Genomic DNA, 23041 nt, shown 5'->3' on the forward strand with positions numbered 1-23041 from the left:
TGATCCTGCGGTTATCGTATTTTGCCGGGCGTCCACGTTGACCTGATTTCGGGTGTTCGGGCGGCAGCATTCTCTTGGTTCGATTCCACTCGCTGGAGGTCAGTTCATATCTTCTCTCTTCCATGAGAAAAGTTTAAGCGATTGGATCGATTTAGGCAACTTTGACGTTTTTTAAACAAGCCCTAGTATAAGATCGTGGCCGGCGAGAGTATGGCGGCGCCGCGACAGACGCGGCGCTGTTTTGTCAAAAAGAGAAATCTGCTTGACAATTTATTAGTTTCATTCTCGTGTTGTCAGTTTCCATGGCTAATGAAATGAGGTAAAATGGAACAGAAGCAGGACTTTAAGGATTTTCATGGCGCTGGATAAATGAGACAGTGGAAAATCAAAAAAATATGTGTTAAAATAAGCGCCCGTAAAAATCGCTGCACGAGGCTTGCGCCTTAAAAATTCTGAAGCGCTGGAAGGGAATGGATATGGAAATGATGAGTGATGAAGCACTGGAGAAGATGACATCGACCCTCGTGGAGTTCTGCGAGAGGTTTTACGGCTGGGAGGCGTCGGTGGCGAAACTGGGGCGGCTGTCCGCGCCGCAGCTGCGTACGATCTGCGTGATCGGGCGCAATGAAGACATCCGCATGAAGGATATCGCCGACCGCATGGAGCTGACCACGGGAACGGTGACCGTGATGATCGATCGTCTTCAGGTCATGGGACTTGTGGAACGCTGCCGGAACGAAAACGACCGCCGTTCTTACAAGATTCTCCTTTCCGAAAGAGGGCGCGCTTATTACGAGGAACACCGCAAGCGCCAGAAAGAGCTCGTCCGCAAGCTGGCTCTGAAAATTTCCGACAGCGATCGCGAGGTGTGCGAGCGCGTGCTCGAGAACTTCATGCATAGCATCTGATACTAATTCTTGATAGAAAGTATTAACATAGTTTCCCGGGCGCTGCGGAGGAGTTCAGTCGCTCGGGACTCCCTCGACCGCGGCGCGGTCTGCGCAGCTCGCTTTGTGAATCTCCCCCGCAGCGCCTCTGTATTCGGCATTTTGATTGAGAAATAGTATGAATCATCGACGAATCGTTCGATTTCGGCGGTTCGCCAAAAGAAAAGTGGAAGCGGCTTTCGTCCTGCAAGCCGCTTCCACTTTTTCTTGTCCGAGGCCCGGAGCGGACAGTAAATTCTGACGGTGGCGGAAAATATGGCGCCTGGATTTTTACCGTCCGAGACGGACGTGGATGGATTCCCGGAGATGAAGGGCACGAATGAATGGCATCATGCTATGATCTGCAAAAAATTCATCATATCTGCGAGTATCTTGAGGAACCATACTGAGAAATGACGGACAAAAAAAGAGTATTGTACAAAAATTGTATTTTTATTCGCGAAGCTCTGCACAATGTAAATTTTATCGTATAATGAATGAGTAATTCTGTTTTTTTCTGTTCAAAGTGTGGTGAGTTGGGTGAGATGTCCTTACTGCGGCTCAAAAGAAATAAGAGATGTCATCTATGGTTATCTGCCCTTTGACATGGCGCGGAAGAAGGAAGAGGGAAAAATCGTTTATGGCGGGCTCTTTATGCCGGAAGGCGCCGCAAGTTACCAGTGCGCTCGTTGCGGCAAGCGTTGGTGAGTGACGGTACGGATCGGACCGTGGGTATTTTGAAAGGGCGCACGTCGCTGCGTTTTTTCTGGAAAGCCGGCCGGCATGCGCCGGCACGTTGATTTTGGCTGGAGGGGGGAACAGGGATTTGTTTGTCTTTGTGCTTACGTTTATCACCTATCTGCTTCTTTCCTGGTCAGGGGAGGCGCTGCCCGCTTATGAGTACGCGATCGCGCTGCTGGTGGCGGCGATCCTGTACCTGTCGCTGGGACGGAAGAACCGTTCACGGCGCTACGGCTGGGAAGGCCTGAGCCCGAAACGCTGGGGGCTGTTCGTCTGTTATTTCTTCGGGCCGTTCCTTTGGGCCTTGATCAGGGCAAATATCGACGTGGCGCTGCGGATCGTCACGGGACGGGTGAAACCCGGCATCGTCAAGGTCTCTTCGGGACTGAAAAGCGGGCTGGGGCAGACGGTGCTGGCCGATTCGATCACGCTGACGCCGGGGACCATGACGGTGGATATCGATCCTGAAAACGGCGATCTGTACGTCCATTGGATCAACGTGACCGACGTGCGCCCGACGGAGGAAATGATCTACGGCAGCTTTGGCACCTGGGCGAGGAGGCTGACTCAATGACGTTTGCGCGTTCGCTCTTTGGTTTTGCGGCCGCGGTTCTCGGCGTGCTGGCCTTCGGCTCGGTGGCGCGCATCGTCTGGGGGCCGACGGACGCCGACCGCGCCGTAGCTCTGGATACCATGAATTCGCTGGTCATCGCGATCATGATCCTGCTGGCGGCCGCTTACGATTCGGTGCTCCTGGTGGACCTGTCCATTGTGTACGGCGGGCTGTCCTTCGTGGCGACCATGTTCCTGGCCCGTTATATCGAGAGGAGGAGCCGCTCATGAGCTGGATCATGTACGTGCTGATCGTTCCTTTCGCGTTTCTCGGCATGCTGGTCAACTCTCTCGGCGTGATCTCGCTGTACCGTTTCAAGGACGTCTACATGCGCATGCACGGCGCCACCAAGTGCAGCACGCTGGGGACGATTTTCTGCGCGGCGGCGGTGATCGTCTACTGCGCAGCGAGGATCGTCGCCGGCGGCGAGCTGCGGTTTGCCGTGCTGATCATTCATATCGTCATGGCGCTGTTCGGGCTGCTGATCGGCAATTCGACGAGCGCTCACGTGCTTTCGCGCGCGGCCTACCGTTCCGGCATCAAACCCCGGTTTGCCGTGGTGGACGAATTCGACGGCTTCTGCAAAAAAGAGCTTGAAGAGGAAGCCGCCGAGCTGGCGCAGGAAAAGGAGCGTGAGTAAGCGTGGACTGGCTGCATTTTATAGTTCTGATCCTTTTGCTGGTTTCCGGCTTTTTCACGGTCTGGTTCCGCGACCTGCTTTGCTCGGTGATCTGTGCCGGGGCCTTCAGTCTGCTGCTGGCGCTTGAGTTTTACATCCTTCAGGCGCCCGACGTGGCGATCGCTCAGGCGGGCATCGGCGCGGCCCTCGACACGGCGATCTTCATCATCGCCCTGACGGGCATCGGTTACGTGCATCGCGGAAACGGAGGCGGACGCCGATGAAATCCGTGCGGATTCTTTTCGTCATTGCGGCCATTGTGATGGGCGGCGCGCTGATGGGCGCGGTTTCGTCGCTGCATCCTTTCGGCGTGCCTTCGGCTGAAGGACGCGCGGTGGACGAACACTATCTGGACCGCGCCGGCGCCGACCTGTCGTGCGAAAACGTGGTCACGTCCATCGTCTTCGATTACCGCGGTTTCGACACGATCGGCGAGTCGACGGTGTTGTTTGCGGCGCTTCTCTCGGTGATGATGCTGTTCCGCAAGGGGGGCAGAAAACAATGAAGAGCAGGAGCATGCGCCCGCTTTCCGTGATCGCGCGCACGGCCTGCGACATGTACGCGTGGTTCATGGTGGCTTTCGGCGCCTATGTGATCGTCCACGGCGACATCACGCCCGGCGGCGGCTTCCAGGGCGGCGCGATCTGCGCGACGTTCCTGGCGCTGATGCTGGTCACCCAGGGCAGCTCTTACGTCTCGGCGTGGCTGAACGAGAATTTTTACAAAGTCTGTCTGTTCCTGGGGCTGTTCATGTTCATCGGTTTCGGCCTGATGGGATTGGGCTGGGCGATGGACGGCACGATGATGCTGAACTGGGCCGCGGTAGCTCACGACCGACTGGCGGCGGTAAAGCCCTGGTGGCCGCCTTCCGGCACGGTCGCGCTGATGGATATCGCCGTCGGCATCGAAGTCGCCGGCGGACTGAGCCTGATTCTGATGACGATGTTCCGGGCCATTCGTCTGGGCACGGTTCAGGAGGACGGCATGGGAAAGGAGACTGGTCATGATCAGCGCTAATCTGCCTTATTTCGTGGTGGCCGTGCTTTTCTTGATCGGCCTTCTCGGCGTCCTGCTGGAGACGAACATGATCAAGATCGGCATTGCCATCGACGTGATGGAATCGGCTGCCAACATGTTCCTGATCGTGCTGGGGTACCGCGAGGGCGGTTATATCCCGGTCAAGTTCCTGATGCCGGCCGGCACGGAGAACTTTGTGCTGCCTACGCCTCAGGCGCTGACGCTGACGGCCATCGTCATCGCGCTGGCGACGTCGGCGCTGATGCTGTCGCTGATCGTCATGCTGTACCGCCATTACGGCACGCTTGACGTGCGCGAGATCAGGAGGCTGAGAGGATGAGGCTGATGAACCATCTTCCGGCGCTGGCGCTGGCCCTGCCTCTTTTGGCCGCTTTTGCGACGCCGCTTTTCGCCGCGGTGAGCGCCAAGGCGCGCAACCGTTGGGTGACGTGCGTCTCCGCGCTGGTGACGCTGGTCGTCTTCGCGCTGCTGCATCGCGTGCTCGTCCAGGGCACGCAGATCTACGTGATGGGGGCGCCTTCGTGGAACATCTCGTTGCCTTCGGGATTTTCCATTCCCGTGCGCATCATCCTCGAAGTCGACGCGTTCAACGCGCTGGCGGCCTGCGCGGCGGCTCTGGCGCAGCTGGCGGGCACGATCTACGGCCTGAAATTCGTGAAGAAATTCACCGGGCTCGAGTTTTACAGCGCGCTGTTTCTGCTGTTGACGGCCGGCACGATGGGCATGATCCTGACCGGCGACCTGTTCAACTTTTTCGTGTTTCTCGAGATCAGTTCGGTGGCGTCCTTCGGCCTGATCGCGTTCTGGCGCGACCGTCCCGAGTCGGTCGAGGCTTCCTACAAGTACATGCTGGTGTCGCAGCTGGCGGCCCAGCTGGTGCTGATCGGGCTGGCGTTCATCTACGGGCGTTACGGCGTGCTCAACATGGCCGCTTTCAGCCGCGCCGTGCAGCCCGACCTGATCAGCAAAGTGGTGCTGGTCTTCATTCTCGTCGCGCTGGGCATGAAGTGCGGCGCGTTCCCGATGCACATGTGGATGCCCGATTCCTACGCCGAGGCCCCCGCTTCCGTGACGGTGATGCTGGTGGCGACCAGCCAGGCTTCGCTCGTGGTGCTCTGCCGCTTCTGCTTCTCGCTGTACGGTACGGCGATCGGTTCGGCGGCGGTGCCCTGGGCGCTGATCGTCATGGGCTGCCTGTCCATGTTCGGCGGCGTGTCCATGGCGGTGGTGCAGCACGAAGTGAAACGCCTGATGGGCTATCACTCGGTGTCGCAGGTGGGGTACATGCTCACGGCGTTCGGCGTCGGGCTGCTGGCTTTGGGCGACGCGACGGCCATGAACGATTACGGCCTGGCGGCGGTATCCGGCGGACTTTATCACATGATCAACTACATTCTTTACAAGGGATTGCTGTTCCTCTGCGCCGGCGCTCTGTATTACGTCGCGGGCAGCCGCGATCTCGACAAAATGGGCGGCTTGGCGCGGCGCATGCCGGTCACGAGCGTGCTGTTCCTGATCGCCGCGGCCGCTATTTCCGGCCTGCCGCCGTTCAACGGTTTTGTCTCCAAGTGGATGATCTACGAGAGCGTCTACGCGGTCCATCCGTTCCTGATGGTGGTGGCGCTGGTCTCGTCGGTGCTGACGCTGGCTTCCTTCGTCAAGGTCTACCAGACGGCGTTCCTCGGTCCCGAGCGCTCTCAGTTCGCGGCGGTCCGCGAGGTGCCGAAGTCGATGATCGCCGGCATGGTGGTGCTGGCGGCGGCGATTCTCGTGCTTTCGCTGTTCCCCTCGTGGACGGTGAACACGCTGGTGCGCCCGGCGGCGGAGGCTCTGGTGGACAAGGCCTCTTACGGAGCGGCAGTGATGGGAGGTGCTTTGTGATGTTCGGCAGCATTTTCTCCGGCGCCGGTTTCTGGGATGCGGGGGCGTGGATCCTGGCGTTCCTCTTCGTGGGGGGAGCGGCGCTTTTCATCCGCCGGATGGGACGCAGCGATTACAAGAAGGGGACCGACCAGGACGAAATTTACTATTCGGGCAACGTCGTCCCCGACGCGGAGATCTTTACGGTCCCGGCCAGCTCTTCCTACTGGGGATTCCGCGAAGCGCTGAAGGGCTATTATTCCCACCTGACGGCGCTGCACCGCGGCATCGCTACGGAGTACGTGGGCTGGTTCGTGTTCACGGCCGCCCTGATTCTCACGTTTGTGCTCGTTTAGGAGGCTGCCGTCATGAAGCTGGAAAATTATCTTCAGGTCTTGCCCAAGTCGCTGTGGGTTTTTACGCTCAACAGCGGTTCCTGCAACGGCTGCGACATCGAAATCGTCGCCAGTCTGACGCCCCGTTACGACATCGAGCGTCTCGGGCTGAAGCTGACGGGCACGCCGCGCCATGCCGACGTTCTTCTGGTCACCGGCCCGGTGACGCGCTTCATGGAGCCGAAGCTGCGCCAGATCTACGCGCAGATCCCCGACCCCAAGGTGGTCATCGCCGTGGGCAACTGCGCCACGTCCGGCGACGTGTTCTTCAAATCCTACAATCTCGTCGGCCCCGTGGATCGCATCGTGCCCGTAGACGTGTACGTGCACGGCTGCGCCATCCGCCCCGAAGCGTTGATCGAGGGCGTGGCCAAGGCGGTCACGTTGTTGGAAGCCAAGCGGGCCGCGCTGCTGGACAAAAGCGCGGCGGGAGAGGGGGCGTAATCCGCGATGGACATGCTGGCAAGCGCGCAATCGAAAAAATATCCCACGTCGATGGAAATCTACGCGGATAAAAATGTGAATTACAAAACGCCTCAGGAAGCGCTCGAATTTCTTCAGAGCCGTTTCGGCGACGCCGTGACGGAAACGGAGCTGCGCGAGTACAAAGAGGGCGTATGCCAGTATTCGCGCTGGCATCTGCTGCTTACCGTCAGGCGCGAGAGGTTCCTCGATCTCGTGGACGCCCTCGGCGAGCTGGACTTTCCCCATTTTCACGTGACCAGCGGCAACGACGACGGCGACGCGATCCGGCAGATCTACCACTTCTCGCTGTTCCGCCGCGAAGGACGCGGCAAGGAACTGACGGTCACGGTCACGGTGCGCGTGCCCAAGACCGACCTGGTCATGCCGTCGCTGCACGGGCGCAATCCCGGCGTCGGTTTCAGCGAGCGCGAGATGAACGAGATGCTCGGCGTCGCTCACGACGGACAGCCCAACACGGATCTCGTCTTCCTGCCCGACGGCTGGGACCGCGCGATCCTGCCCTGGCGCCGCGACGAGACCGGCCCAGAGGGCAAGGGCGTCATCAATGAGCTCGATTAGGAGGTGCCGTGATGACCAAAACCTATAAACTTCCCATCGGTCCCGCGCACGTGGGGCTCAAGGAACCTGTCACGGCGTGGCTCGACATCGAGGGGGAACGCATCGTCGACGCGACGGTCCGCCCCGGCGCGATCCATCGCGGCATCGAGTTCATGAGCCGCGAGCGCAATCCCGTCCAGGTCATCTTTCTGGCCGAGCGGATCTGCGGCATCTGTTCGTTCAGTCATTCCATCGCCTATGCCAAGGCCGTGGAAGACGCCGCCAAAGTCCAGGTGCCCGTGCGCGGTCAATACATCCGCTCGCTGGTGCTGGAACTGGAGCGCGTTCACTCCCACATCCTGTGGCTGAGCGTGGCCTGCTATTCGATCGGTTTCGACAGCGCCTTTCACCTCGGCATGGCCCTGCGCGAAAAGGTCATGGACGTCCTGGAAGCGCTCACCGGCAATCGCGTCAACTACGCCGTGACGGCCATCGGCGGCGTGCGCTGGGACGTGACGCCGAAGGTGGACCGTGTCGTGCGCGACATGATCGCTTATTACCGCAGCGAGTTCCACGAATATTACGACGCCGTGATCAACGATCCGGTGGTCAAGGCCCGTCTGCGCGACGTAGGCGTGCTCCCCACGGGCGACGCCGTGCGTCTGGACGCGCTCGGGCCGACGTCGCGCGGCAGCGGCGTGCGCGCCGACGTGCGCGAGTCGTCGCCCTACGACGCGTACTGCGACATTCCCGTCAAGGCCATCGTGCCTCAGGACTATTTCGGCGAAGTTCACGGCGACGTGCTCGACCGTTTCCTCGTGCGCCTGCTCGAGGTCTATCAATCGCTCGATCTGCTCGAAAGCATCCTCGAGGGGCTGCCCGAAGGCTCGATCACGGCGTTTCCGAAGCCGGTCGCCGGGCTGGCCAAACTGAAGGCGGCCGGCGGCTTTGGCTACGGCTGCATCGAGGCGCCCCGCGGCGACGTCACGCACGTGGTGGAGCTGAAAGCCGGCGACGAGAATGTCTTCATGTGGAAAGTCCGCGCTCCCACCTACGCAAACGCCCAGGCCTGGCCGCTGATGTTCATCGGCAACGAGATCGCCGACGCGGCGCTGATCATCAACAGCATCGACCCGTGCATCTCCTGCATGGAGCGCATGGTGCTGACCGACCGTGCGGCGAACCGTCAGGGCGTGGTCACCAAGGACGAACTTTTGAAGATGAGCCGCGAGAAGACGGCTGACCTGAGGAGGAAGATGGGCCAATGCTGATTCTGAAAATCATCCTCGCGCTTCTGCTGTCGCTCTTTGTCGTTCTCTTCGCATTGTATTTCCAGGCGCTGGACCGCATCGGTCATGCCCGCATGCAGCGTCGTCTCGGGCCGCCCCTCCTGCAGGGATTTTACGATTTCTTCAAGCTGCTCGGCAAGGAGAACATCACGCCGCGCCGCGCGGTGGGCTGGATTTTCAACGGCGCGCCGGTAGTCGCGCTGGCGGCGGGGCTGATGATCTTTTTGTACATCCCCATGGGCTCGGTGCCGGCGGTGCTTTCCGGCCGCGGCGACATGATCACCGTGCTGTACCTGATCACGCTGTCGAGCATCAGCCTGGCCATGGCGGCCTTCGCTTCCGGTTCGCCGATCGCCACGATCGGCGCTCAGCGCGAGATCGTGCTGATGATGAGCTTCGAGATCCCCACGGCGATCATCGTCTCCTCGATCGCGTGGCTGGCCAGTCGGGCCGGCGTGCCGGGCGCGCCTTTCGCGCTGTCGACGTACAACGTCAGCAGCCCGTGGAGCATGGTGGGCTGGAGCGGATTCATCGGCCTGCTCTGCTTCCTTTTCTCGGCGCTGATGATCACTCCGGGCGAAAGCGGCACGGGGCTGATGGACATTGCCGAGGCCAAGACGGAGATCCTCGAGGGCATGACGGTGGAGTTCAGCGGCGTCAACCTGGCGCTGGTCAACCTGTCGATCACTGTGCGCTCGCTGGCATTTTCGGCGCTGATCGTGGGGCTGTTCTTTCCCGGCTCGCTGTTCGCCGGCAGTCTGCCCAAAGCCGCGGTCTACGTCGTGGATTTCTTCTGGTTCTGGCTGAAAGTGCTGGCGGCGGCGCTGATCGGCGTCACGTATCTGCGCAGCGTCTTCGGACGGCTCAAGATCTGGCAGGCCGCGCGTTTCTACTGGGGGTACGTGGGACTGCTGTCCCTCGCCGGCATGATCCTGATCACCGTCGAGATTATGCTTCATTAAAGGAAAGGGAGGAGATCCGCAATGCTGAACGCCATGTCGCTGACGGTGCTCCGTCAGTTCTTTATGCACTGCCTGACCCGTCCCTTCCCCGCCATGCGCATGCCCGATTCCATGAGCGGCGCGCTGCAGGCGGCGGCCGAGGGCAAAGTCGTTCTCAATCCCGCCGTGCCGCGTTGGGGGCGCTTCCGCGGGCGCCTGAATTACGACCGCGCCAAGTGCATCGGCTGCGGCATGTGCACCAAGGTCTGTCCGGCGCGCGCCATCGTCTTCGATCCCGACACCGAAGGGCAGAAGCCCCGCAAGGTGATGCTGCACGGCGATCGCTGCTGTTTCTGCGCGCAGTGCAACGACGTCTGCCCGGTGTCGGCGCTGAGCATGACGACCGATTTCGCCTTTGCCAGCTCCGGCGACCGCAAAACCGGTACGACCCGGAAGGACACAGGCACGGCGGCCCGCCTGCCGTTCCAGAAGGAATGGCTCGACCCCAAACCGGGCGAAGTGGAGGAGTTCCTGCCGCCGGAACTGCCCGAGGAGGTCCCCTCGGTTTCCGCAGAACCTCCGGCGCCTGCCGCGCAGCCCGCTGCGGTTGAAGGGGAATAAGCGCGTTTCATGCGCGCGCAAAAAAATCGCTTGGTCTCGCGAAGACCGGGCGATTTTTTTGCGCACTCCGTCCCTTTTTTACGCGGGCGCGTGAAAAAATCCTTTTTGGTCACTTGATTCATTTTTTGCGAGTGTGTATCATAATAAAATGTTGCCCTGAAAAGAGTCATACTATTCCTCAATGACAAGGCCAAACACAAGGGCGCTGCGAGGAAGATCCACGAAGCGAGCTGCGCGCCCCGCACAGCGGTCGAGCTCCTTTTGAGCGACTGGACTTCCTCGCGGCGCCCGGCGAACCGTGGTGACGCTTTTTAGCAAAAAATAGTATCGGGGCGTTTCCATGAGAAGGAGGCGGTCGGAAACCGATGGACCAACACGCTGACGGTATCCCCTTACGATTCGGCACACTAGCTCCGGCGGTTTTCGCTCGGCTCTGACGTTCCTTTCGCGTCGGCTGCCGCCGCTGCCGGAACGCGAAAGGAGTGTTTTTTTTTGGAACGCAACAAACTTTTTGAGCAGATCGAGAACTGTATCGACCGGAAGCGCTTCCGCGAGGCCAAAGAGCTGCTCTCCGACATGGAACCGATCGACATCGCCGAAGGGCTGGAGCGCGATCTGCCGCCGGCCCGCCTGGTATTTTATTTCCGCCTGCTGCCCAAAGATCTGGCCGTCGAGGTGTTCGAGCTGCTGGACATCGAGGAGCAGGAACGCTTTTTGCAGCACGCCACGGACGACGAAGTCAAAGAGATCATCGAGGAGATGTCCGACGACGACCGCACGGAACTGTTCGACGAGCTGCCGGCGACCACGGTGAAGCGCCTGCTGCAGAAGCTGTCGCCCGAGGAACGAAAGCTGGCCAACACGCTGCTGGGCTATCCGCAGGACAGCGCCGGCCGCATCATGACGCCCGAGTACATCGACCTCAAGGCGCACATGACGGCCGAAGCGGCGCTCGTGCGCATCCGCCAGAAAGCGCGCAGCAAGGAGACCATCTACACGTGCTGCGTCACCGACGAGGGACGCCACCTGCTCGGCATGGTCGAGCTGGAGGACCTGATCCTCGCCGACCCGCAGACGGAAGTGCTCGACATCATGGACGGCGGCCCCGTCTCCGTGCCGACCACCGCCGACCAGGAAGAAGCCGCACAGATCATCTCCCGCTACGACCTGCACACGTTGCCGGTGGTGGACAAGGAAAACCGCCTGGTCGGGATCATCACCTTCGACGACATTCTCGACGTCGTCGAAGAGGAGGCTACGGAAGACTTCGAGCGCATGGCGGGCATCGAGCCGGTCGAGGAAGATTACCTCGACGCCGGGCTTTTCACCGTCGCGCGCAAGCGTTTCATCTGGCTGATCGTCTGCATCGTCGCCGAAGCGCTGACGTCGACGGTGCTCAAACATTACGCGCCGATCGTGCAGCACGTCGTTTCGTTGACTTTTTTCGTGCCGCTGCTGATCGGCACCGGCGGCAACGCCGGCACCCAGGCGGCGACGCTGATGATCCGCGGCATGACCGTGGGAGAGGTGCAGTGGCGCGACCTGGGGCGGATCATCCTGCGCGAGACGATGACCGGGCTTCTGCTCGGAAGCGCGCTGGGCCTGTTGGGCATGGCGCGGGCCTGGATGATCGGCACGGGAACCGCCGTGGCCTGGACGGTGGCGGCGGCGGTAACGCTGATCGTACTGCTGGGCAATCTGGCGGGGACGCTGCTGCCGCTGCTGGCCCGCGCCGTCAGGCTGGATCCGGCGATCATGTCCGGGCCGCTGATCACGACGGTCGTCGACGTCTGCGGGCTGATCGTCTATTTCGAGCTCGCCGGCGTTTTTATCGGCCTGAGTTGAGCGGTCTGTGTCCGCGATGAGGTGACGAACATGAAAAAAATCTGCGTTTTGGATCGGGAGGACGACCCGCCATGTCCGCCCGCATGGGATACAGTTCTCGTCTGAAGACGCTGCTGCAGCAGGGGCGCCTGGACGAGGCCCGGCTGATGATCCGGGGCATGACGCCGGAAGTGCTGGAGGAGGAACTGCTGCGTCTGCCGCCGCGAAGCGGCCTGGCGCTGTGCAGCATTTTGAAACCGGCCCGTCTGGCCGTGCTGATCGAAGGCCTGTCGCGCCGCGAAAAGCAGAAGCTGCTGAGCAGCGCTTCGATCCCCGAGCTGCGGGGGCTGTTCCTGTCGCTGCCGGAGCGTCTGCTGCCGGAGCTGCTGAACGCCCTGCCTTCGCGCCAAAAGCATCCATTGCTGGAAAAACTGCCGAAGAACCTGCAAAAGCTTTTGCAGCCCAAAAAAGAGTGGCCGGAAGATTCCGTCGGCTACATCATGAGCGGCAACGGCGTGGTCCTGTCGCCGCGGGACACGGTGGCCGGAGCGCTGGACAAGATCCGGCGCGACGCGCCGGGCAAGGATCTGGTCTATCACTGCTTCGTCATCGACGGCGAGCGTTTCGCCGGCACGGCGGCGCTGGAAGACCTCGTCCTCGCCGCGCCGGAAGTGAAGGTCGAGCAGCTCACGGAAGAGGACTGCCACGCCGTGCCGCCCGAAATGGACCGCGCCGAGGCGGCGCGCATCATGTCGCGCTACGACGTGCAGGTGCTGCCGGTCGTGAAGGACGGGCGGCTCCTCGGCGCGCTGCCCTTCGACGACGTGCTCGACGTCATGGAAGACGAAAACACCGAGCTGTTCCACCACGCCGGCGGACTTTACGGCGACAACGACGAGGGCAGTCTGTGGGGCGAAGCGCTGCGGCGCTTTCCCTGCCTGCTGCTCTGTCTGGTGACGGGCATCCTCACCACGGGCATCATGGAAAACTACGAGGACATGCTCTCGCAGGTGCTGGCGCTCTCGTTCTTCGTGCCGCTGCTGATCGACACGGGCGGCAACGTGGGCGCGCAGATCTCGGTGCTGATCATCCGCTCGATGGGGCTGGGGCGTCTGGAAAGCAGTGTGCTGGGGCGGGTGCTGCTGCGCGAATTGGTCACGGCCCTGCTGCTGGGCGGCGCCATGGCCCTGCTGGCGGCGGGACGGTCGCTTTTCATCGGCGCGGGCGCGCAGGTCACGTTCGTGGTCGCCATGGCGATGATCTGCGTGGTCGTGGCGTCCGACCTGCTCGGCGCGCTCATGCCCTTCGTCGTCAAACGCCTCGGCTTCGACCCGGCGCTGATCTCCGGGCCGCTGCTGGCCACGATCGTCGACGTGCTGGGGCTGGCGCTGTACTTCGCCGTGGCGAGCATGGTGCTGCTGTAGCCGTTTGTGAAAAAAAGGGAGCGCCACGCTCCCGAAGCGGGGAAGAGGCTGAAAATGAATCGAAACGCGGAGTCGGGGGAAAAGAATTCATCGTATCGTTACGTCATTGCGGCCGTGAGTTTTATGTTCATGTTTGTAGCCATGGGGCTGGGCAACGCTCCCAACGGGCAGTATCTTGCCCCGGTGACGCGGCAGTTCGGCCTGAGCCGGGCCGATTTTTCCCTGACCTTCAGCATGAGGTATCTGTTCACGACGATTTTCAATCTGCTGTGGCTGAAAATTTTTACGAAGATCGGCATCCGCCGGACGGTCGGCGCCGGCTTTCTGTTCCTCGCAGCGGCGTTTTTCATCTTTTCGTCTTCCAGCACGCTGCCCGGGTTTTACGCCGGCGGCATCCTGCAGGGCACCGCGCTGGCCCTGTGCACCAGCGCGTCCTGTTCTTATCTGGTGGACAACTGGTTCACGGAGCGCAAAGGCACCGTGCTGGGCATTGTTTTTGCTGCCAGCGGCATCGGCGGCGCCCTCGGCAACGTGCTCGTGGCGCGCTGGATCGCGCAGAACGGCTGGCGTTTCTCCTACCGTTTGACCTCGTTCCTGATCCTGGGCATCGGCCTCGGTCTGACGTTGTTCGTGCGCGTGCGCCGCAGGCCGGAAGACGCCGCTTTGCAAAAGGCGCGCGCAGAGCCTTCCGATGCCGGACCGTCGCTTGCGGAGTTGCGCCGTACGGGCCGTTTTTACGCGCTGTTCGCGATCGTGTTCGTGCTCGGCTGGCTGTGCAATCCTGTCTATACGATCGCTCCCGCGCATCTGGTGGATCGCGGTTTCGATCCCGTCTTTGCCGGGCAGATGACGGGGCTGATGTTCATCGTGCTGGGCGCGGCCAAGGTCCTCTGGGGCGCGCTGTACGACCGCTTTGGGCTTCGCCCTGTGTTCCTGACGAGCTGCGCGTGCGGCGTCGCCGCGCTGCTGACGCTTTCCCGCGCCTCGGGCGAGCTTTCCGCCGTCGCGTTCGCCGTGCTGCTGGGCTTTGCCATGCCGGTGGAGACCATCATGGTGCCGCTGCTGGTGACGAATCTTCTGGGGGCTCGGGCGTATACGGCGATGATCGGTGTTTTCTTCGCGCTCATGTCCGCCGGCATCGCCGTCGGCAACCCGCTGATTAACTTCGGTTACAGCCTCGCCGGCAGTTACTCGCCCGTGCTGATCCTCTACGCCGGGCTCTTTGCGCTCTGCGCCGCTCTGTATCTGTGGTGCGAACGCGAGGCGAAACGTTTTGGAAAAAGAACCCGTTGAAAGATCGCGACAGAAAAAGCTCGGAAACAGCCGCTCCGTTTCTGATACTATTTCTTAATTAAAAAGCCGAACGCAAGGGCGCTGCGGGGGAGATTCACAAAGCGAGCCGCGCAGACCGCGCAGCGCTCGAGGTAGTCCTGAGCGACTGAACTCCCCCCAGCGCCCAGAAAACTATGTTAATACTTTCTATCAAGAATCAGTATGAGTTTTTGTTGTCCGTGCGCCGCGACGTCATGAAGGTGGGAACGATGAAAAGAATTTTCTTGTGTTTGGTTCTGGCGCTGGCGGCACGTTCCGCTTGCGCCTTCGAAGACGCGAGGCAGAACGCTGCGGTCGATTTGATGCGCCGCTGCGAGGCGGTGCTGTGGGAAGAAAAGTTGAGGCGCGTGCCCGATTTCGACGTGCGCCTCGATCCCGATCGTACCGGCTTGGTGGGCGAGGAGTTCACCGCGCTGGCCACGACCCCCGGCAGCTGGCACGACAAGCGCGCGGCCGCCCAGCCGGAAATGGCCGGGGCCCTGGCCGGCTATCTGATCCGCGCCGGCGTCAGAGAAGGAGATTGGATCGGCATCAACGCCACCAGTTCCTACCCCGGTTTCACGATGGCCGCGCTCTGCGCGGCGCGAACGCTGAAACTGAACACGGTCTTCGTGCTCTCCTACGGCGCTTCCATGTATGGCGGCACGCTGCCGCAGTTCACCGTGCCGGTGATGCTCGACGCGCTGCGCGAACGCGGCGTCATGGACGTGAAGATCGACGCGCTGACGCCGGGCGGCATGGACGACCGTATGCGCCGGAACGTCCTCGATGAGGATGTGCTGCCGCTCGTGCGCCGGCTCATGAGCGAGCGCCGCGAAACCTGCATGATCCCGGCAGATCTCCGCATGTCCATGGCTTTCCGGCAGATGCTCTTCGCTGCAAAGCCCATCACAGCCTTCATCAGCTGCGGCGGTTCGTGGCTGAGCCTTGGGCGCAGCATGGAAGAAGGCGCCGTTCTGCCTCACGGGCTGATCATGCCGCCCTGGCCGGTAAAGCCGAAAACGTGGGATCGCGGCCTGATCATGGATTTTCTCGAAAAAGGCGTGCCCTGCATCCATCTGCTGTTCACCAAAGGTGTGTGCCGCGACTGGGATCTGCCTCACGGCACGGGGCCCGAACCGAATTTCTGATACCGGTTTTCAATGGAAAGGCGTCGTTGAAAATGTTGCGCATCGGCGCGGGAAAGAATGAGAATTGACGATAAATCGGGATTGTTCCACGTGGAACAGTCCGCACGAAAAAGCCTGTCGATCGAGCGGTCGGCAGGCTTTGTCCGTTTGTCGCTTTTTCGTTCTTCTTGGCGTTCTTCGCCGCCTTACGCTCACTGATGCGTGCCGTTGGCGCCGTAAATGTCGCGGAAGCGGGGCATGGCGGCGATGGCGCCCCGCTTTTCGCAGACGCGGGCGGCGACGGCCGAAGCGCCGGAGCCGATCCAGCGCGCCTGTTCCGCGGTCAGTTCGTCCCAAGCGGTGGCGTCGGGCAGGCTGAACAGGCCGCGCAGCAGACCGGCGGCATAGCCGTCGCCGCAGCCGGTCGTGTCGGCGACGGCGACCGAGTAGGCGAAGAGGCGCTCGCAGACCTGGCCGGAAGCGATCAGCGAACCTTGCGCGCCGGCGGTAAGGACGGTGAGCGCGCCGCGGCGGGCCTGATGCATGGCGGCGAAGCTGTCGTTGACGTCCTCGCCGGGGAAGAACCATTCGATGTCGTCGCGGCTGAATTTGACGAGCTGCGGGCGGATCATGAATTTCAGCGCCCGTTCGCAGTAGTTTTGCTTGTCGGCGATCAGCGCGGGACGGACGTTGAGATCGAACGACACGGGAACGCCGTCATCGTAGAATTTTTCCGCCAAGGCTTCCTGCGCGGACGCGCCCGGTTCGGAGGCGAGCATGACGCCGCCGCAGTGCAGGCCGCTGAAGTCGTTCGGGTCGATCTCTGCCACGTCGTCGGGCGTCACGGATTCGTCGGCGCAGCCCGCGCGGCGGAAGGCGAAAATCGGCTGTCCCTTCGCGTCGAGGCGCACTTCCGCGGCGGCGGTGGCGCGGTCTTTTTTGTAGACGGTGAAGCGGTGGTCGATGCGCTCGCGGTCGAACAGCCGCAGCAGCGCGCGTCCTTCCTCGTCGCCGCCGATGCCGCCGCAGAAGGCCGCCGGCAGTTCGAGCCGCGCCACGCCGACGGCGGCGTTGAGCACGGAACCGCCGGGCAGGGAGCTTTGCAGTTCGCCTGCGGCGTCGTAAAACTGGTCCATCAGCGCTTCCCCAAAGAACAGAACTGGTCTCATCGTCTTTTTCTCCTTTTGTGCCGCTGGGACGGCGCGTTCGTTTTCACAAGTCTACCATAGCCGGGGGCCTTTCGGCGAGACGGTCTTGACGCGTCCGCCCGGAACGATGATAATAAAAGCAGGAACCGGGGGCGTCGGCGTATCCGGCTGAGAGGAGACGAAACGGTCTCGACCCTTGGAACCTGATCCGGTTCATACCGGTGCAGGGAAGGTGCGGGTTTTCCCGTCCCCTGTAAATCTTTTGATTTTACGGGAGGTCTTTTTGATGTATCAACGCAGCAAAACGCAGTCGGTGGTGGAGGCGGCGCTGTGCATTGCGCTGGCGGTGGTGTTCTCGCGGCTGAGGCTGTTCCGTCTGCCTCAGGGCGGTTCGGTGACGCTGGAGATCGTGCCGCTGCTGGTGTACGCGATGCGCTGGGGACTGTTGAAGGGGATCGGCGCGGGCGCCGTGGCCGGCCTTCTGCAGTACGTGATGGGCGGCTACGTGGTCCATCCCGTGCAAGGAATGCTCGACTATCCGCTGGCCTACGCGGCGCTGGGGCTGGCGGCGCTGGGCGGGGAACACGTCTTCGCCGGCATCCTTGTCGCCGTGGCGGCGCGGATCGTCTGCCATGTGGCCTCGGGCGTGGTGTTCTTCGCGTCCTACGCGCCGGCGGGCACGCATCCGCTGGTCTACTCGCTGCTGTACAACGGCAGCTTCATGGCCGCCAACATGGTGATCGCGCTGATCCTGGTGCCGCTGATTTTGGCGCGGCTGAAAAAATTCTGAGCGATACGGAGGTGGCGCCGTCGTGAAAAAGAACCGTCTTCTGAAAATCGCGGCGCGCGCTCTGCTGGCGCTCGCTTTCGCGGCCGCGCCGTCGCAGGCCTCCGTGGAGAGCGCGTTGGAAGCGTGCCGCTCCGAAAACGGCCTGTTGCCCGATCGGCCCGGCGGCAACACTTATTCGTCGGAAGTGCTTGTGCGCGAACTGCGCCTGCGTCTGCTGCAGAACGACCGTGAGCGCTTTGAGGCGCTCTACCGCTTGGCGGTGAAGCACTTCCAGTCGCCGCTGATGCTGCTGTACCGGCAGCTGGACGCTTCTTTGCAGCCGGTAGCGTGGGAGGACCGCACCGCGACGGACCTGCAGTTCTGCCGCGTGCTGCTCGACGCGGCGGAACGATGGGACGAGCCGCACTACCGCGAGCGGGCGCTGAAAACGGCGGGGCGCATGCTGCGCTTCAACGTCTACCGCAACGTGCTGATCAACGGCGCCTCGTGGAAAGAACGGGAGTCCGGGATTTTCAGCATTTACGAGCCCAGCCATCGTCTCAGCCTCGGCGCCGTCGACGTGAAGGCGCTGCTGCAGCTGCAAAGTTTTTCTTCCCAATGGGAGCCGGTGGCGCAGCGCTGTCTCGGCATCCTGCTGGCGGGGAGCGGCGCGCAGACGCTGCGGCTGGCTTACGACGTGGACAAGCGCAGTTACGTGGACAGCCAGGACGGTTCTCTCGACGCGCTGCTGATCATGGCCAATCTGCTGGACGGCGGCCTTGTGCCGCTTCATTCCATGGACCGCCTGGTGGAAAGGCTTCGCGCCGAGCCGACCTGTTTCGTCGAAGGCGAACAGGCGTCGCTGGCGGCCGCTTCGCTGGGCGCTTACGTGCTGGCTCAGGCGGGGCGCGCGGCGGAATCGCGTCAGGTCTTTCTGCTTCTTGAAGAACAGTTCGGCGCCGGCGGAGAGCTGCTGCGCGCTCCCGGGCAGCAGCCGTCGATCCTGCACAATCTCATGTATCTGATCGTGCGCGAGATCCTCGAACCGGAAAGAGGCATGGGGGCCCGCTGAACGAGAAGCTTTTCCGAAAAGAAAAACAGGGGCGGACGACCGGGAAAATTCGGCCGTCCGCCCCTGTTTTTGCCGCAAAAGCCGGTTCGCATGATGGTATAATGGCGAAAAATCGCGGCCGCTCGGGCCGGTCTTCGAGGAGTGCGATCATGAAACAGGAACGACATTATCCGCGCTTCGCCGTCACGCCCAAGGCGGAGCGCAGCGTCAAAAGCGGCCATCCGTGGGTCTACGGCGAAGAGGTCACGGACGTTCGGGGACAATACGCCCCCGGCGATCTTGTTGACGTGGTGAGCCGCGGCGGAACGTACCTCGGCACGGGGTTCGTCAACGACCGTTCCAAGATCCGCGTCCGCCTCATCTCCGCCAACGCCAACGATCGCTTCGACGCCGCTTTCTTCGAGCGCCGTCTGCGCTACGCGCTGAACTACCGCAAAACGGTGATGGGCGATCAGTACGACTGCTGCCGTTTGATCTTCGGCGACGCCGACAACTTTCCCGGCCTGACCGTGGACCGCTTCGACGATGTGCTGGTGGCCGAAGTGCTGTCGCTCGGCATGGACAAGTTGAAAGAGCTGCTGTTCCCCATGCTGGTGCGGCTGCTGCGCGAGGGCGGCCAGAAGATCAGCGGCCTGTACGAGCGCAGCGATTCTGTAATCCGCGACCTCGAGGGCCTGCCGCGGCACAGCGGTGAGTTCGCCATGGACGGCTGCTCGCTGGCCGGGCGCCGCACGGCGCGCATCTGCGAGAACGGCGTGCTCTACGACGTCGACTTCGTGGAGGGGCAGAAGACGGGCTTCTTCCTCGACCAGAAGTTCAACCGCGCTGCGGCGGCCCGCCTGTGCGCCGGTCTGAACGTGCTGGACTGCTTCACCCACACCGGCTCGTTCGCGCTCAACGCCGTCAAGGGCGGCGCGGCGCACGTCACCGCCGTGGACGTTTCCGCGAGCGCTCTGGAGATGGCGCGCCGCAACGCCGCGCTGAACGGCTGCCTCGACCGCGTGGACTTCGTCGCCGCCGACGTCTTCGACCTGCTCGCCGACATGGCCTGCCGCGCCCGCGGCGAGTACGGCATGATCATCCTCGACCCGCCCGCCTTCGCCAAATCGCGCCGCAGCGTGCGCGACGCCGCCCGCGGCTACAAGGAGATCAACCTCAAGGCCATGAGGCTGCTGCCCCGCGGCGGCTACCTCGCCACCGCCTCGTGCTCCCACTTCATGACCGACGAGCTGTTCCGCCAAACGCTAGCCGCCGCGGCCGCCGACGCCAAAGTCAGCCTGCGCCGGATCGAAGCCCGCGGCCAATCCCCCGACCATCCCGTCCTCTGGGGCGTGCCGGAAACCGAGTACCTCAAGTTCTATCTGTTTCAGGTGGTATAAAATCAGCGTCAGGGGTGAGAAGACGTGGCGATTCCCAAAATCATCCATTACTGCTGGTTCGGCGAAAAGAAATTCCCCGCGCTGGGACGCCGGTGTCTTGTTTCATGGAAAAAATATCTGCCCGATTACAGGATCGTTCTTTGGAACGAGCTGAATTTCGACCTTTCCGCGTTCCGGTTTACACGGGAAGCGGCGGCCATGAAAAAATGGGCCTTCGTCTCGGATTTTCTGCGGATTTACGCCTTGTATCATCAAGGCGGGATTTATCTGGACAGCGACGTCGAGGTGCTGAAGCCGCTCGATGGCTTTTTGCGGCATCGCGCTTTTACCGGATTCGAGCGTCCCGGCTGTCCCGTGACCGGGATCATGGGAGCCGAGGCGGGACACCCGTGGATCGAAGGATTGCTCGATGACTACGTGCGGAAACGTTTCGTCGATGAAAACGGCGCTCCCGATCTGACCCCGAATACGGGACTGATCACGCGGGACCTTCAGGAACGGTACGGCGTGCTTTTGAACAATCGAAAGCAGTTTCTTGACGACGGCCTGTGTATCTATCCGCAGGAGATCTTTTGCCCGCTGACCCTGAAAGGTGAAAATTACGGAAAAAATTTTGCCGGCGCCTTTACGGTTCACTGGTTCGCGGGCAGCTGGCGTCCGCCGGGCGCCCGTCTGGTGAGCGGGCTGGGGAGAGTGCTGCGGAAAGTCCATCTGTATAATGCGGCGCGGCGGATCGTGCGGGGGAAAGACGCCTAGTTCCCGTCCCGCCGGGAAACTTGCTGCCCTCCCCGTCGCGGCGGCACAGCGCGGAACGGAATTATCGTTTCTTTTGCCGAGGCGCGGGAGCTGGAGAGAGAAGTCCGGCGTAGAGTTGTTCGTGCATTTTTTGGAGGCGTTCGATGGCGTAGTTTTTGACCTTTTCCGAGGCCCGTCTGACGTGCTCTCGGCAAGGCGCGGGCGCGCCGAAAACGGCGTGGAACGCGTGTGCCAGCGCTTCCGTGTCGCCTACGGGCACGAGCGTGCCGCAGCCGCCGGCGAGCAGGTCGCGCGTGCCGCGGACGTCGGCGCCGATCGCCGGCGTGCCCATGGCCATGGCTTCCAGTATCGAACGGGGCAGACCTTCGCGTTCCGAGGGCAGCACGGCGGCGGCCGCGCCTTTGAGCAGCGCGGGGACGTCGTCGCGCTGGCCGAGGAAGTGGCAGCGTTTTTCGACGCCGCAGCGGCGGGCCAGCGCTTGCGTTTCCGCGAACAGCGGCCCCTGTCCGGCGAAGGCGAGATGAAGGCGCGGCTCCTCGATTCGTGCGAGCGCCCTGACGGCGTCGCGGTGGCGTTTGCCGGGATTGAACTCGGCGATCATCAGGATATAACGGTCTTCCGGCGTCAGCCGCATCTCCTCGCGCGCGGCGGCAACCTGCGCGTCGCTGACGGCGCCGCGGCTGTATCGCGATAGATCGACGCCGATCCCCGGCATCAAGGCGACGTTTTCGCGCGGAACGATGCGGTGTTTCTGCGCGGCGTCGTAGTCTTCGCGGTTGATGACGACCAAACGGTCTGTCCAGCGCCCGGCGAGTTTCTCGAGGGCGATGAACAGGCCGTTTTTTATTTTCGAGTTGCCCTTGAAGAAATGAAAGCCGTGCGCGGTGTACACGACCTTGACCTGCCTCGCCGCGCGCAGGCCGCGCAGGGCGAAGCGGGCGACGAACGCCGCTACGGGCGTGTGGACGTGAACGATGTCGTATTTTTCGCGAGCGACCAGTTCGCGTACGGCGCGCGGCGCGCGCGCGAAATTATGCGGGTCGAGAGGGCGGCGTCCCCAGTCGACGGCGTAAAAACGATCGAAATGACTTTCCGCGGCGGGAAAGGGATCGCGCGCGTTGGCCATCGCGTCGACCTGCCAGCCTTGGGCGCGGAAATAATCGCCGTAAGGAAGCAGGAAGTCGCGCAGCGTTCTTTGGATCGTTGTCGCAATAAGAAGTTTTTTCATCGTAAATTCTCGAATGCGTTCAGCGTTTCCACGAGAGATTGCTCGAACGGCACGATATCGTACTCTTCGCATCGACTTAACTCCCGAGCGTAGCAGAGAGAGCCGAAGGCCTTGTCGACCGCCGGCGTGAAGCGGCGCAAAAAATACAGCGTGGGATTGAGAAGTCTCGTGAGAGTGATGTTCCGCCCCTGGAGCGCGCCCAGACGGTGCACCAGATCGGAAGTGCCGACATAAGCGCTGTTTTGCGGGAAGAACGTGCCGGAGTCCTCCCGGTCGACGATCAGGCGGAGCTGTTCGCAGAGGTTGCCGATATAGATCATGCTGCGGCGGTTTTCCACTTTGGGAAAAAGCGGCAGGCGGCGCGCGCATCCGATCAGCGCGGGAAAGTTCCCCCCGCAGCCCGGGCCGTAAATCAGAGGGGCGCGGACGACGGCGATCCTGAACGCCGGCGCGGCGAGCGCGGCGAGTCTCCCTTCGGCTTCCAGCTTCGACTGTCCGTAAATGTTCGACGGCGCGGGGACGGTCCCGGCCGCGATGATTTTTTCCTCTCCCGGCGGCGCGCTGTCGCCGTAAACGGCGATGCTGCTCATGAAGACGAACTGTCCGACGCCCTCGCGGCGCGCCTTGAGCGCGGTCTCCTCGGCGAGGTCGCGGTTGACGCGCCGATAAAACTCGTCGGGCGCGGCGGACAGGTGCGCGATCCCCGCGCAGTGAATCAGGGCGTCGTAACCGGCGAAGCTGTGCCGGCGCCACTCCGCGCCGCGCAGGCTGACGAAGTCGGTCCGGTAGCGGCCGCCGAAGCGTTCCAGCCATCTGGCGAAAGAGCGTCCCACAAAGCTGCGGGCGCCGGCGACGAGAATTTTTTTCATGGCGG

The 23041-nt window shown here is 62.1% G+C and carries 26 protein-coding genes and 1 riboswitch; of the genes, 23 read left to right on the plus strand and 3 right to left on the minus strand.

Translation table 11 applies throughout. The annotated features are described in order from the left end of the window. Positions 1–485: 485 nt before the first annotated feature. From D7D26_RS07685 to pgsW, 19 genes are all read left to right on the plus strand, one after another. Positions 486–908 carry a MarR family winged helix-turn-helix transcriptional regulator gene (locus D7D26_RS07685; protein ID WP_078016365.1) on the plus strand — a complete coding sequence of 141 codons (423 nt, stop codon included), beginning with the start codon at positions 486–488 and terminating at the stop codon, positions 906–908. 856 nt (positions 909–1764) lie between these two features. Continuing rightward, positions 1765–2241 carry a Na+/H+ antiporter subunit E gene (locus tag D7D26_RS07690; RefSeq protein WP_233543499.1) on the plus strand — a complete coding sequence of 159 codons (477 nt, stop codon included), beginning with the start codon at positions 1765–1767 and terminating at the stop codon, positions 2239–2241. Next, positions 2238–2510, plus strand: coding sequence for a monovalent cation/H+ antiporter complex subunit F (locus D7D26_RS07695; protein ID WP_009164171.1), 273 nt, complete (start codon positions 2238–2240; stop codon positions 2508–2510). The genes D7D26_RS07690 and D7D26_RS07695 overlap by 4 nt, the downstream gene beginning before the upstream one ends. After that, complete coding sequence (gene mnhG, locus D7D26_RS07700; protein WP_078016339.1) at positions 2507–2920, plus strand: monovalent cation/H(+) antiporter subunit G; 414 nt, start codon at positions 2507–2509, stop codon at positions 2918–2920. The genes D7D26_RS07695 and mnhG overlap by 4 nt, the downstream gene beginning before the upstream one ends. 2 nt (positions 2921–2922) lie before the next feature. Beyond that, positions 2923–3183 (plus strand): hydrogenase subunit MbhD domain-containing protein, encoded by a 261-nt coding sequence (locus D7D26_RS07705; RefSeq protein WP_078016340.1) that lies wholly within the window; start codon positions 2923–2925, stop codon positions 3181–3183. Next, the gene (gene mbhE, locus D7D26_RS07710; protein ID WP_078016341.1) at positions 3180–3464 is read left to right on the plus strand and encodes a hydrogen gas-evolving membrane-bound hydrogenase subunit E; all 285 of its coding nucleotides are present in this window, start codon (positions 3180–3182) and stop codon (positions 3462–3464) included. The genes D7D26_RS07705 and mbhE overlap by 4 nt, the downstream gene beginning before the upstream one ends. Further along, entirely contained in the window at positions 3461–3976 is a 516-nt protein-coding gene (locus tag D7D26_RS07715; RefSeq protein WP_078016342.1) for an MnhB domain-containing protein, read from the plus strand. Before mbhE ends, D7D26_RS07715 begins: the two co-directional genes overlap by 4 nt. Continuing rightward, entirely contained in the window at positions 3963–4316 is a 354-nt protein-coding gene (locus D7D26_RS07720) for a sodium:proton antiporter (protein WP_009164176.1), read from the plus strand. The genes D7D26_RS07715 and D7D26_RS07720 overlap by 14 nt, the downstream gene beginning before the upstream one ends. Then, positions 4313–5878: a proton-conducting transporter transmembrane domain-containing protein gene (locus tag D7D26_RS07725; RefSeq protein ID WP_120372654.1), complete on the plus strand. Its 1566-nt coding sequence runs from the start codon at positions 4313–4315 to the stop codon at positions 5876–5878. Before D7D26_RS07720 ends, D7D26_RS07725 begins: the two co-directional genes overlap by 4 nt. Then, the gene (locus tag D7D26_RS07730; RefSeq protein WP_120372655.1) at positions 5878–6213 is read left to right on the plus strand and encodes a hydrogenase; all 336 of its coding nucleotides are present in this window, start codon (positions 5878–5880) and stop codon (positions 6211–6213) included. The genes D7D26_RS07725 and D7D26_RS07730 overlap by 1 nt, the downstream gene beginning before the upstream one ends. A gap of 12 nt (positions 6214–6225) precedes the next feature. Continuing rightward, positions 6226–6696 (plus strand): NADH-quinone oxidoreductase subunit B family protein, encoded by a 471-nt coding sequence (locus D7D26_RS07735; protein ID WP_120372656.1) that lies wholly within the window; start codon positions 6226–6228, stop codon positions 6694–6696. Between the two features lie 6 nt (positions 6697–6702). Next, positions 6703–7296 (plus strand): NADH-quinone oxidoreductase subunit C, encoded by a 594-nt coding sequence (locus D7D26_RS07740; RefSeq protein ID WP_120372657.1) that lies wholly within the window; start codon positions 6703–6705, stop codon positions 7294–7296. An 11-nt stretch (positions 7297–7307) separates the two neighbouring features. Beyond that, a complete protein-coding gene (locus tag D7D26_RS07745) occupies positions 7308–8546 on the plus strand; it encodes a hydrogenase large subunit (protein WP_199674725.1) in 1239 nt (412 codons plus the stop codon). Then, positions 8540–9526 carry a respiratory chain complex I subunit 1 family protein gene (locus D7D26_RS07750; protein WP_078016348.1) on the plus strand — a complete coding sequence of 329 codons (987 nt, stop codon included), beginning with the start codon at positions 8540–8542 and terminating at the stop codon, positions 9524–9526. Before D7D26_RS07745 ends, D7D26_RS07750 begins: the two co-directional genes overlap by 7 nt. Positions 9527–9547: 21 nt before the next feature. Next, positions 9548–10126, plus strand: a complete 579-nt coding sequence (locus D7D26_RS07755; RefSeq protein ID WP_120372659.1) for a 4Fe-4S dicluster domain-containing protein — start codon at positions 9548–9550, stop codon at positions 10124–10126. 492 nt (positions 10127–10618) lie between these two features. Beyond that, complete coding sequence (gene mgtE / locus D7D26_RS07760) at positions 10619–11971, plus strand: magnesium transporter (protein WP_078016350.1); 1353 nt, start codon at positions 10619–10621, stop codon at positions 11969–11971. Between the two features lie 71 nt (positions 11972–12042). Beyond that, the gene (gene mgtE, locus D7D26_RS07765) at positions 12043–13374 is read left to right on the plus strand and encodes a magnesium transporter (protein ID WP_078016351.1); all 1332 of its coding nucleotides are present in this window, start codon (positions 12043–12045) and stop codon (positions 13372–13374) included. Positions 13375–13428: 54 nt separating this feature from the next. Beyond that, complete coding sequence (locus D7D26_RS07770; RefSeq protein WP_120372660.1) at positions 13429–14667, plus strand: MFS transporter; 1239 nt, start codon at positions 13429–13431, stop codon at positions 14665–14667. A 173-nt stretch (positions 14668–14840) separates the two neighbouring features. Next, on the plus strand, positions 14841–15836 hold the full coding sequence (pgsW, locus tag D7D26_RS07775; protein ID WP_120372661.1) for a poly-gamma-glutamate system protein: 996 nt from the start codon (positions 14841–14843) through the stop codon (positions 15834–15836). Between the two features lie 191 nt (positions 15837–16027). On the opposite strand, the gene D7D26_RS07780 is transcribed toward pgsW, so the two are convergent. Then, complete coding sequence (locus D7D26_RS07780; RefSeq protein ID WP_120372662.1) at positions 16028–16984, minus strand: carbohydrate kinase family protein; 957 nt, start codon at positions 16982–16984, stop codon at positions 16028–16030. Between the two features lie 117 nt (positions 16985–17101). Next, a riboswitch (TPP riboswitch) is annotated at positions 17102–17211 on the plus strand. A gap of 38 nt (positions 17212–17249) precedes the next feature. Between D7D26_RS07780 and thiT the strand changes: the two genes are divergently transcribed. The 4 genes from thiT to D7D26_RS07800 all read left to right on the plus strand — a co-directional run bounded on the left by thiT (position 17250) and on the right by D7D26_RS07800 (position 20939). Next, entirely contained in the window at positions 17250–17753 is a 504-nt protein-coding gene (thiT, locus tag D7D26_RS07785) for an energy-coupled thiamine transporter ThiT (protein ID WP_078016355.1), read from the plus strand. A gap of 22 nt (positions 17754–17775) precedes the next feature. Next, positions 17776–18804, plus strand: coding sequence for a hypothetical protein (locus D7D26_RS07790; protein ID WP_120372663.1), 1029 nt, complete (start codon positions 17776–17778; stop codon positions 18802–18804). Between the two features lie 149 nt (positions 18805–18953). Beyond that, a complete protein-coding gene (locus tag D7D26_RS07795) occupies positions 18954–20183 on the plus strand; it encodes a class I SAM-dependent rRNA methyltransferase (RefSeq protein ID WP_078016357.1) in 1230 nt (409 codons plus the stop codon). Between the two features lie 24 nt (positions 20184–20207). Next, positions 20208–20939: a glycosyltransferase family 32 protein gene (locus D7D26_RS07800; protein WP_120372664.1), complete on the plus strand. Its 732-nt coding sequence runs from the start codon at positions 20208–20210 to the stop codon at positions 20937–20939. Between the two features lie 61 nt (positions 20940–21000). Here D7D26_RS07800 and D7D26_RS07805 read toward each other — a convergent pair whose 3' ends face one another. Beyond that, on the minus strand, positions 21001–22167 hold the full coding sequence (locus D7D26_RS07805) for a glycosyltransferase family 4 protein (protein WP_120372665.1): 1167 nt from the start codon (positions 22165–22167) through the stop codon (positions 21001–21003). Next, positions 22164–23036, minus strand: a complete 873-nt coding sequence (locus D7D26_RS07810) for an NAD-dependent epimerase/dehydratase family protein (RefSeq protein WP_120372671.1) — start codon at positions 23034–23036, stop codon at positions 22164–22166. Before D7D26_RS07810 ends, D7D26_RS07805 begins: the two co-directional genes overlap by 4 nt. Positions 23037–23041: the final 5 nt, after the last annotated feature.

It is taken from the genome of Pyramidobacter sp. CG50-2, assembly GCF_003612005.1.
GTDB lineage: Bacteria > Synergistota > Synergistia > Synergistales > Dethiosulfovibrionaceae > Pyramidobacter.

Coding starts and splice junctions, on each gene's coding strand:
- D7D26_RS07685 (WP_078016365.1), top strand. CDS start 486: ATGAGTGATGAAGCACTGGAGAAGATGACATCGACCCTCGTGGAGTTC.
- D7D26_RS07695 (WP_009164171.1), top strand. CDS start 2,238: ATGACGTTTGCGCGTTCGCTCTTTGGTTTTGCGGCCGCGGTTCTCGGC.
- mnhG (WP_078016339.1), top strand. CDS start 2,507: ATGAGCTGGATCATGTACGTGCTGATCGTTCCTTTCGCGTTTCTCGGC.
- mbhE (WP_078016341.1), top strand. CDS start 3,180: ATGAAATCCGTGCGGATTCTTTTCGTCATTGCGGCCATTGTGATGGGC.
- D7D26_RS07715 (WP_078016342.1), top strand. CDS start 3,461: ATGAAGAGCAGGAGCATGCGCCCGCTTTCCGTGATCGCGCGCACGGCC.
- D7D26_RS07720 (WP_009164176.1), top strand. CDS start 3,963: ATGATCAGCGCTAATCTGCCTTATTTCGTGGTGGCCGTGCTTTTCTTG.
- D7D26_RS07725 (WP_120372654.1), top strand. CDS start 4,313: ATGAGGCTGATGAACCATCTTCCGGCGCTGGCGCTGGCCCTGCCTCTT.
- D7D26_RS07730 (WP_120372655.1), top strand. CDS start 5,878: ATGTTCGGCAGCATTTTCTCCGGCGCCGGTTTCTGGGATGCGGGGGCG.
- D7D26_RS07735 (WP_120372656.1), top strand. CDS start 6,226: ATGAAGCTGGAAAATTATCTTCAGGTCTTGCCCAAGTCGCTGTGGGTT.
- D7D26_RS07740 (WP_120372657.1), top strand. CDS start 6,703: ATGGACATGCTGGCAAGCGCGCAATCGAAAAAATATCCCACGTCGATG.
- D7D26_RS07745 (WP_199674725.1), top strand. CDS start 7,308: ATGACCAAAACCTATAAACTTCCCATCGGTCCCGCGCACGTGGGGCTC.
- D7D26_RS07750 (WP_078016348.1), top strand. CDS start 8,540: ATGCTGATTCTGAAAATCATCCTCGCGCTTCTGCTGTCGCTCTTTGTC.
- D7D26_RS07755 (WP_120372659.1), top strand. CDS start 9,548: ATGCTGAACGCCATGTCGCTGACGGTGCTCCGTCAGTTCTTTATGCAC.
- mgtE (WP_078016351.1), top strand. CDS start 12,043: ATGTCCGCCCGCATGGGATACAGTTCTCGTCTGAAGACGCTGCTGCAG.
- D7D26_RS07770 (WP_120372660.1), top strand. CDS start 13,429: ATGAATCGAAACGCGGAGTCGGGGGAAAAGAATTCATCGTATCGTTAC.
- pgsW (WP_120372661.1), top strand. CDS start 14,841: ATGTTAATACTTTCTATCAAGAATCAGTATGAGTTTTTGTTGTCCGTG.
- D7D26_RS07780 (WP_120372662.1), bottom strand. CDS start 16,984: ATGAGACCAGTTCTGTTCTTTGGGGAAGCGCTGATGGACCAGTTTTAC.
- thiT (WP_078016355.1), top strand. CDS start 17,250: ATGTATCAACGCAGCAAAACGCAGTCGGTGGTGGAGGCGGCGCTGTGC.
- D7D26_RS07795 (WP_078016357.1), top strand. CDS start 18,954: ATGAAACAGGAACGACATTATCCGCGCTTCGCCGTCACGCCCAAGGCG.
- D7D26_RS07805 (WP_120372665.1), bottom strand. CDS start 22,167: ATGAAAAAACTTCTTATTGCGACAACGATCCAAAGAACGCTGCGCGAC.
- D7D26_RS07810 (WP_120372671.1), bottom strand. CDS start 23,036: ATGAAAAAAATTCTCGTCGCCGGCGCCCGCAGCTTTGTGGGACGCTCT.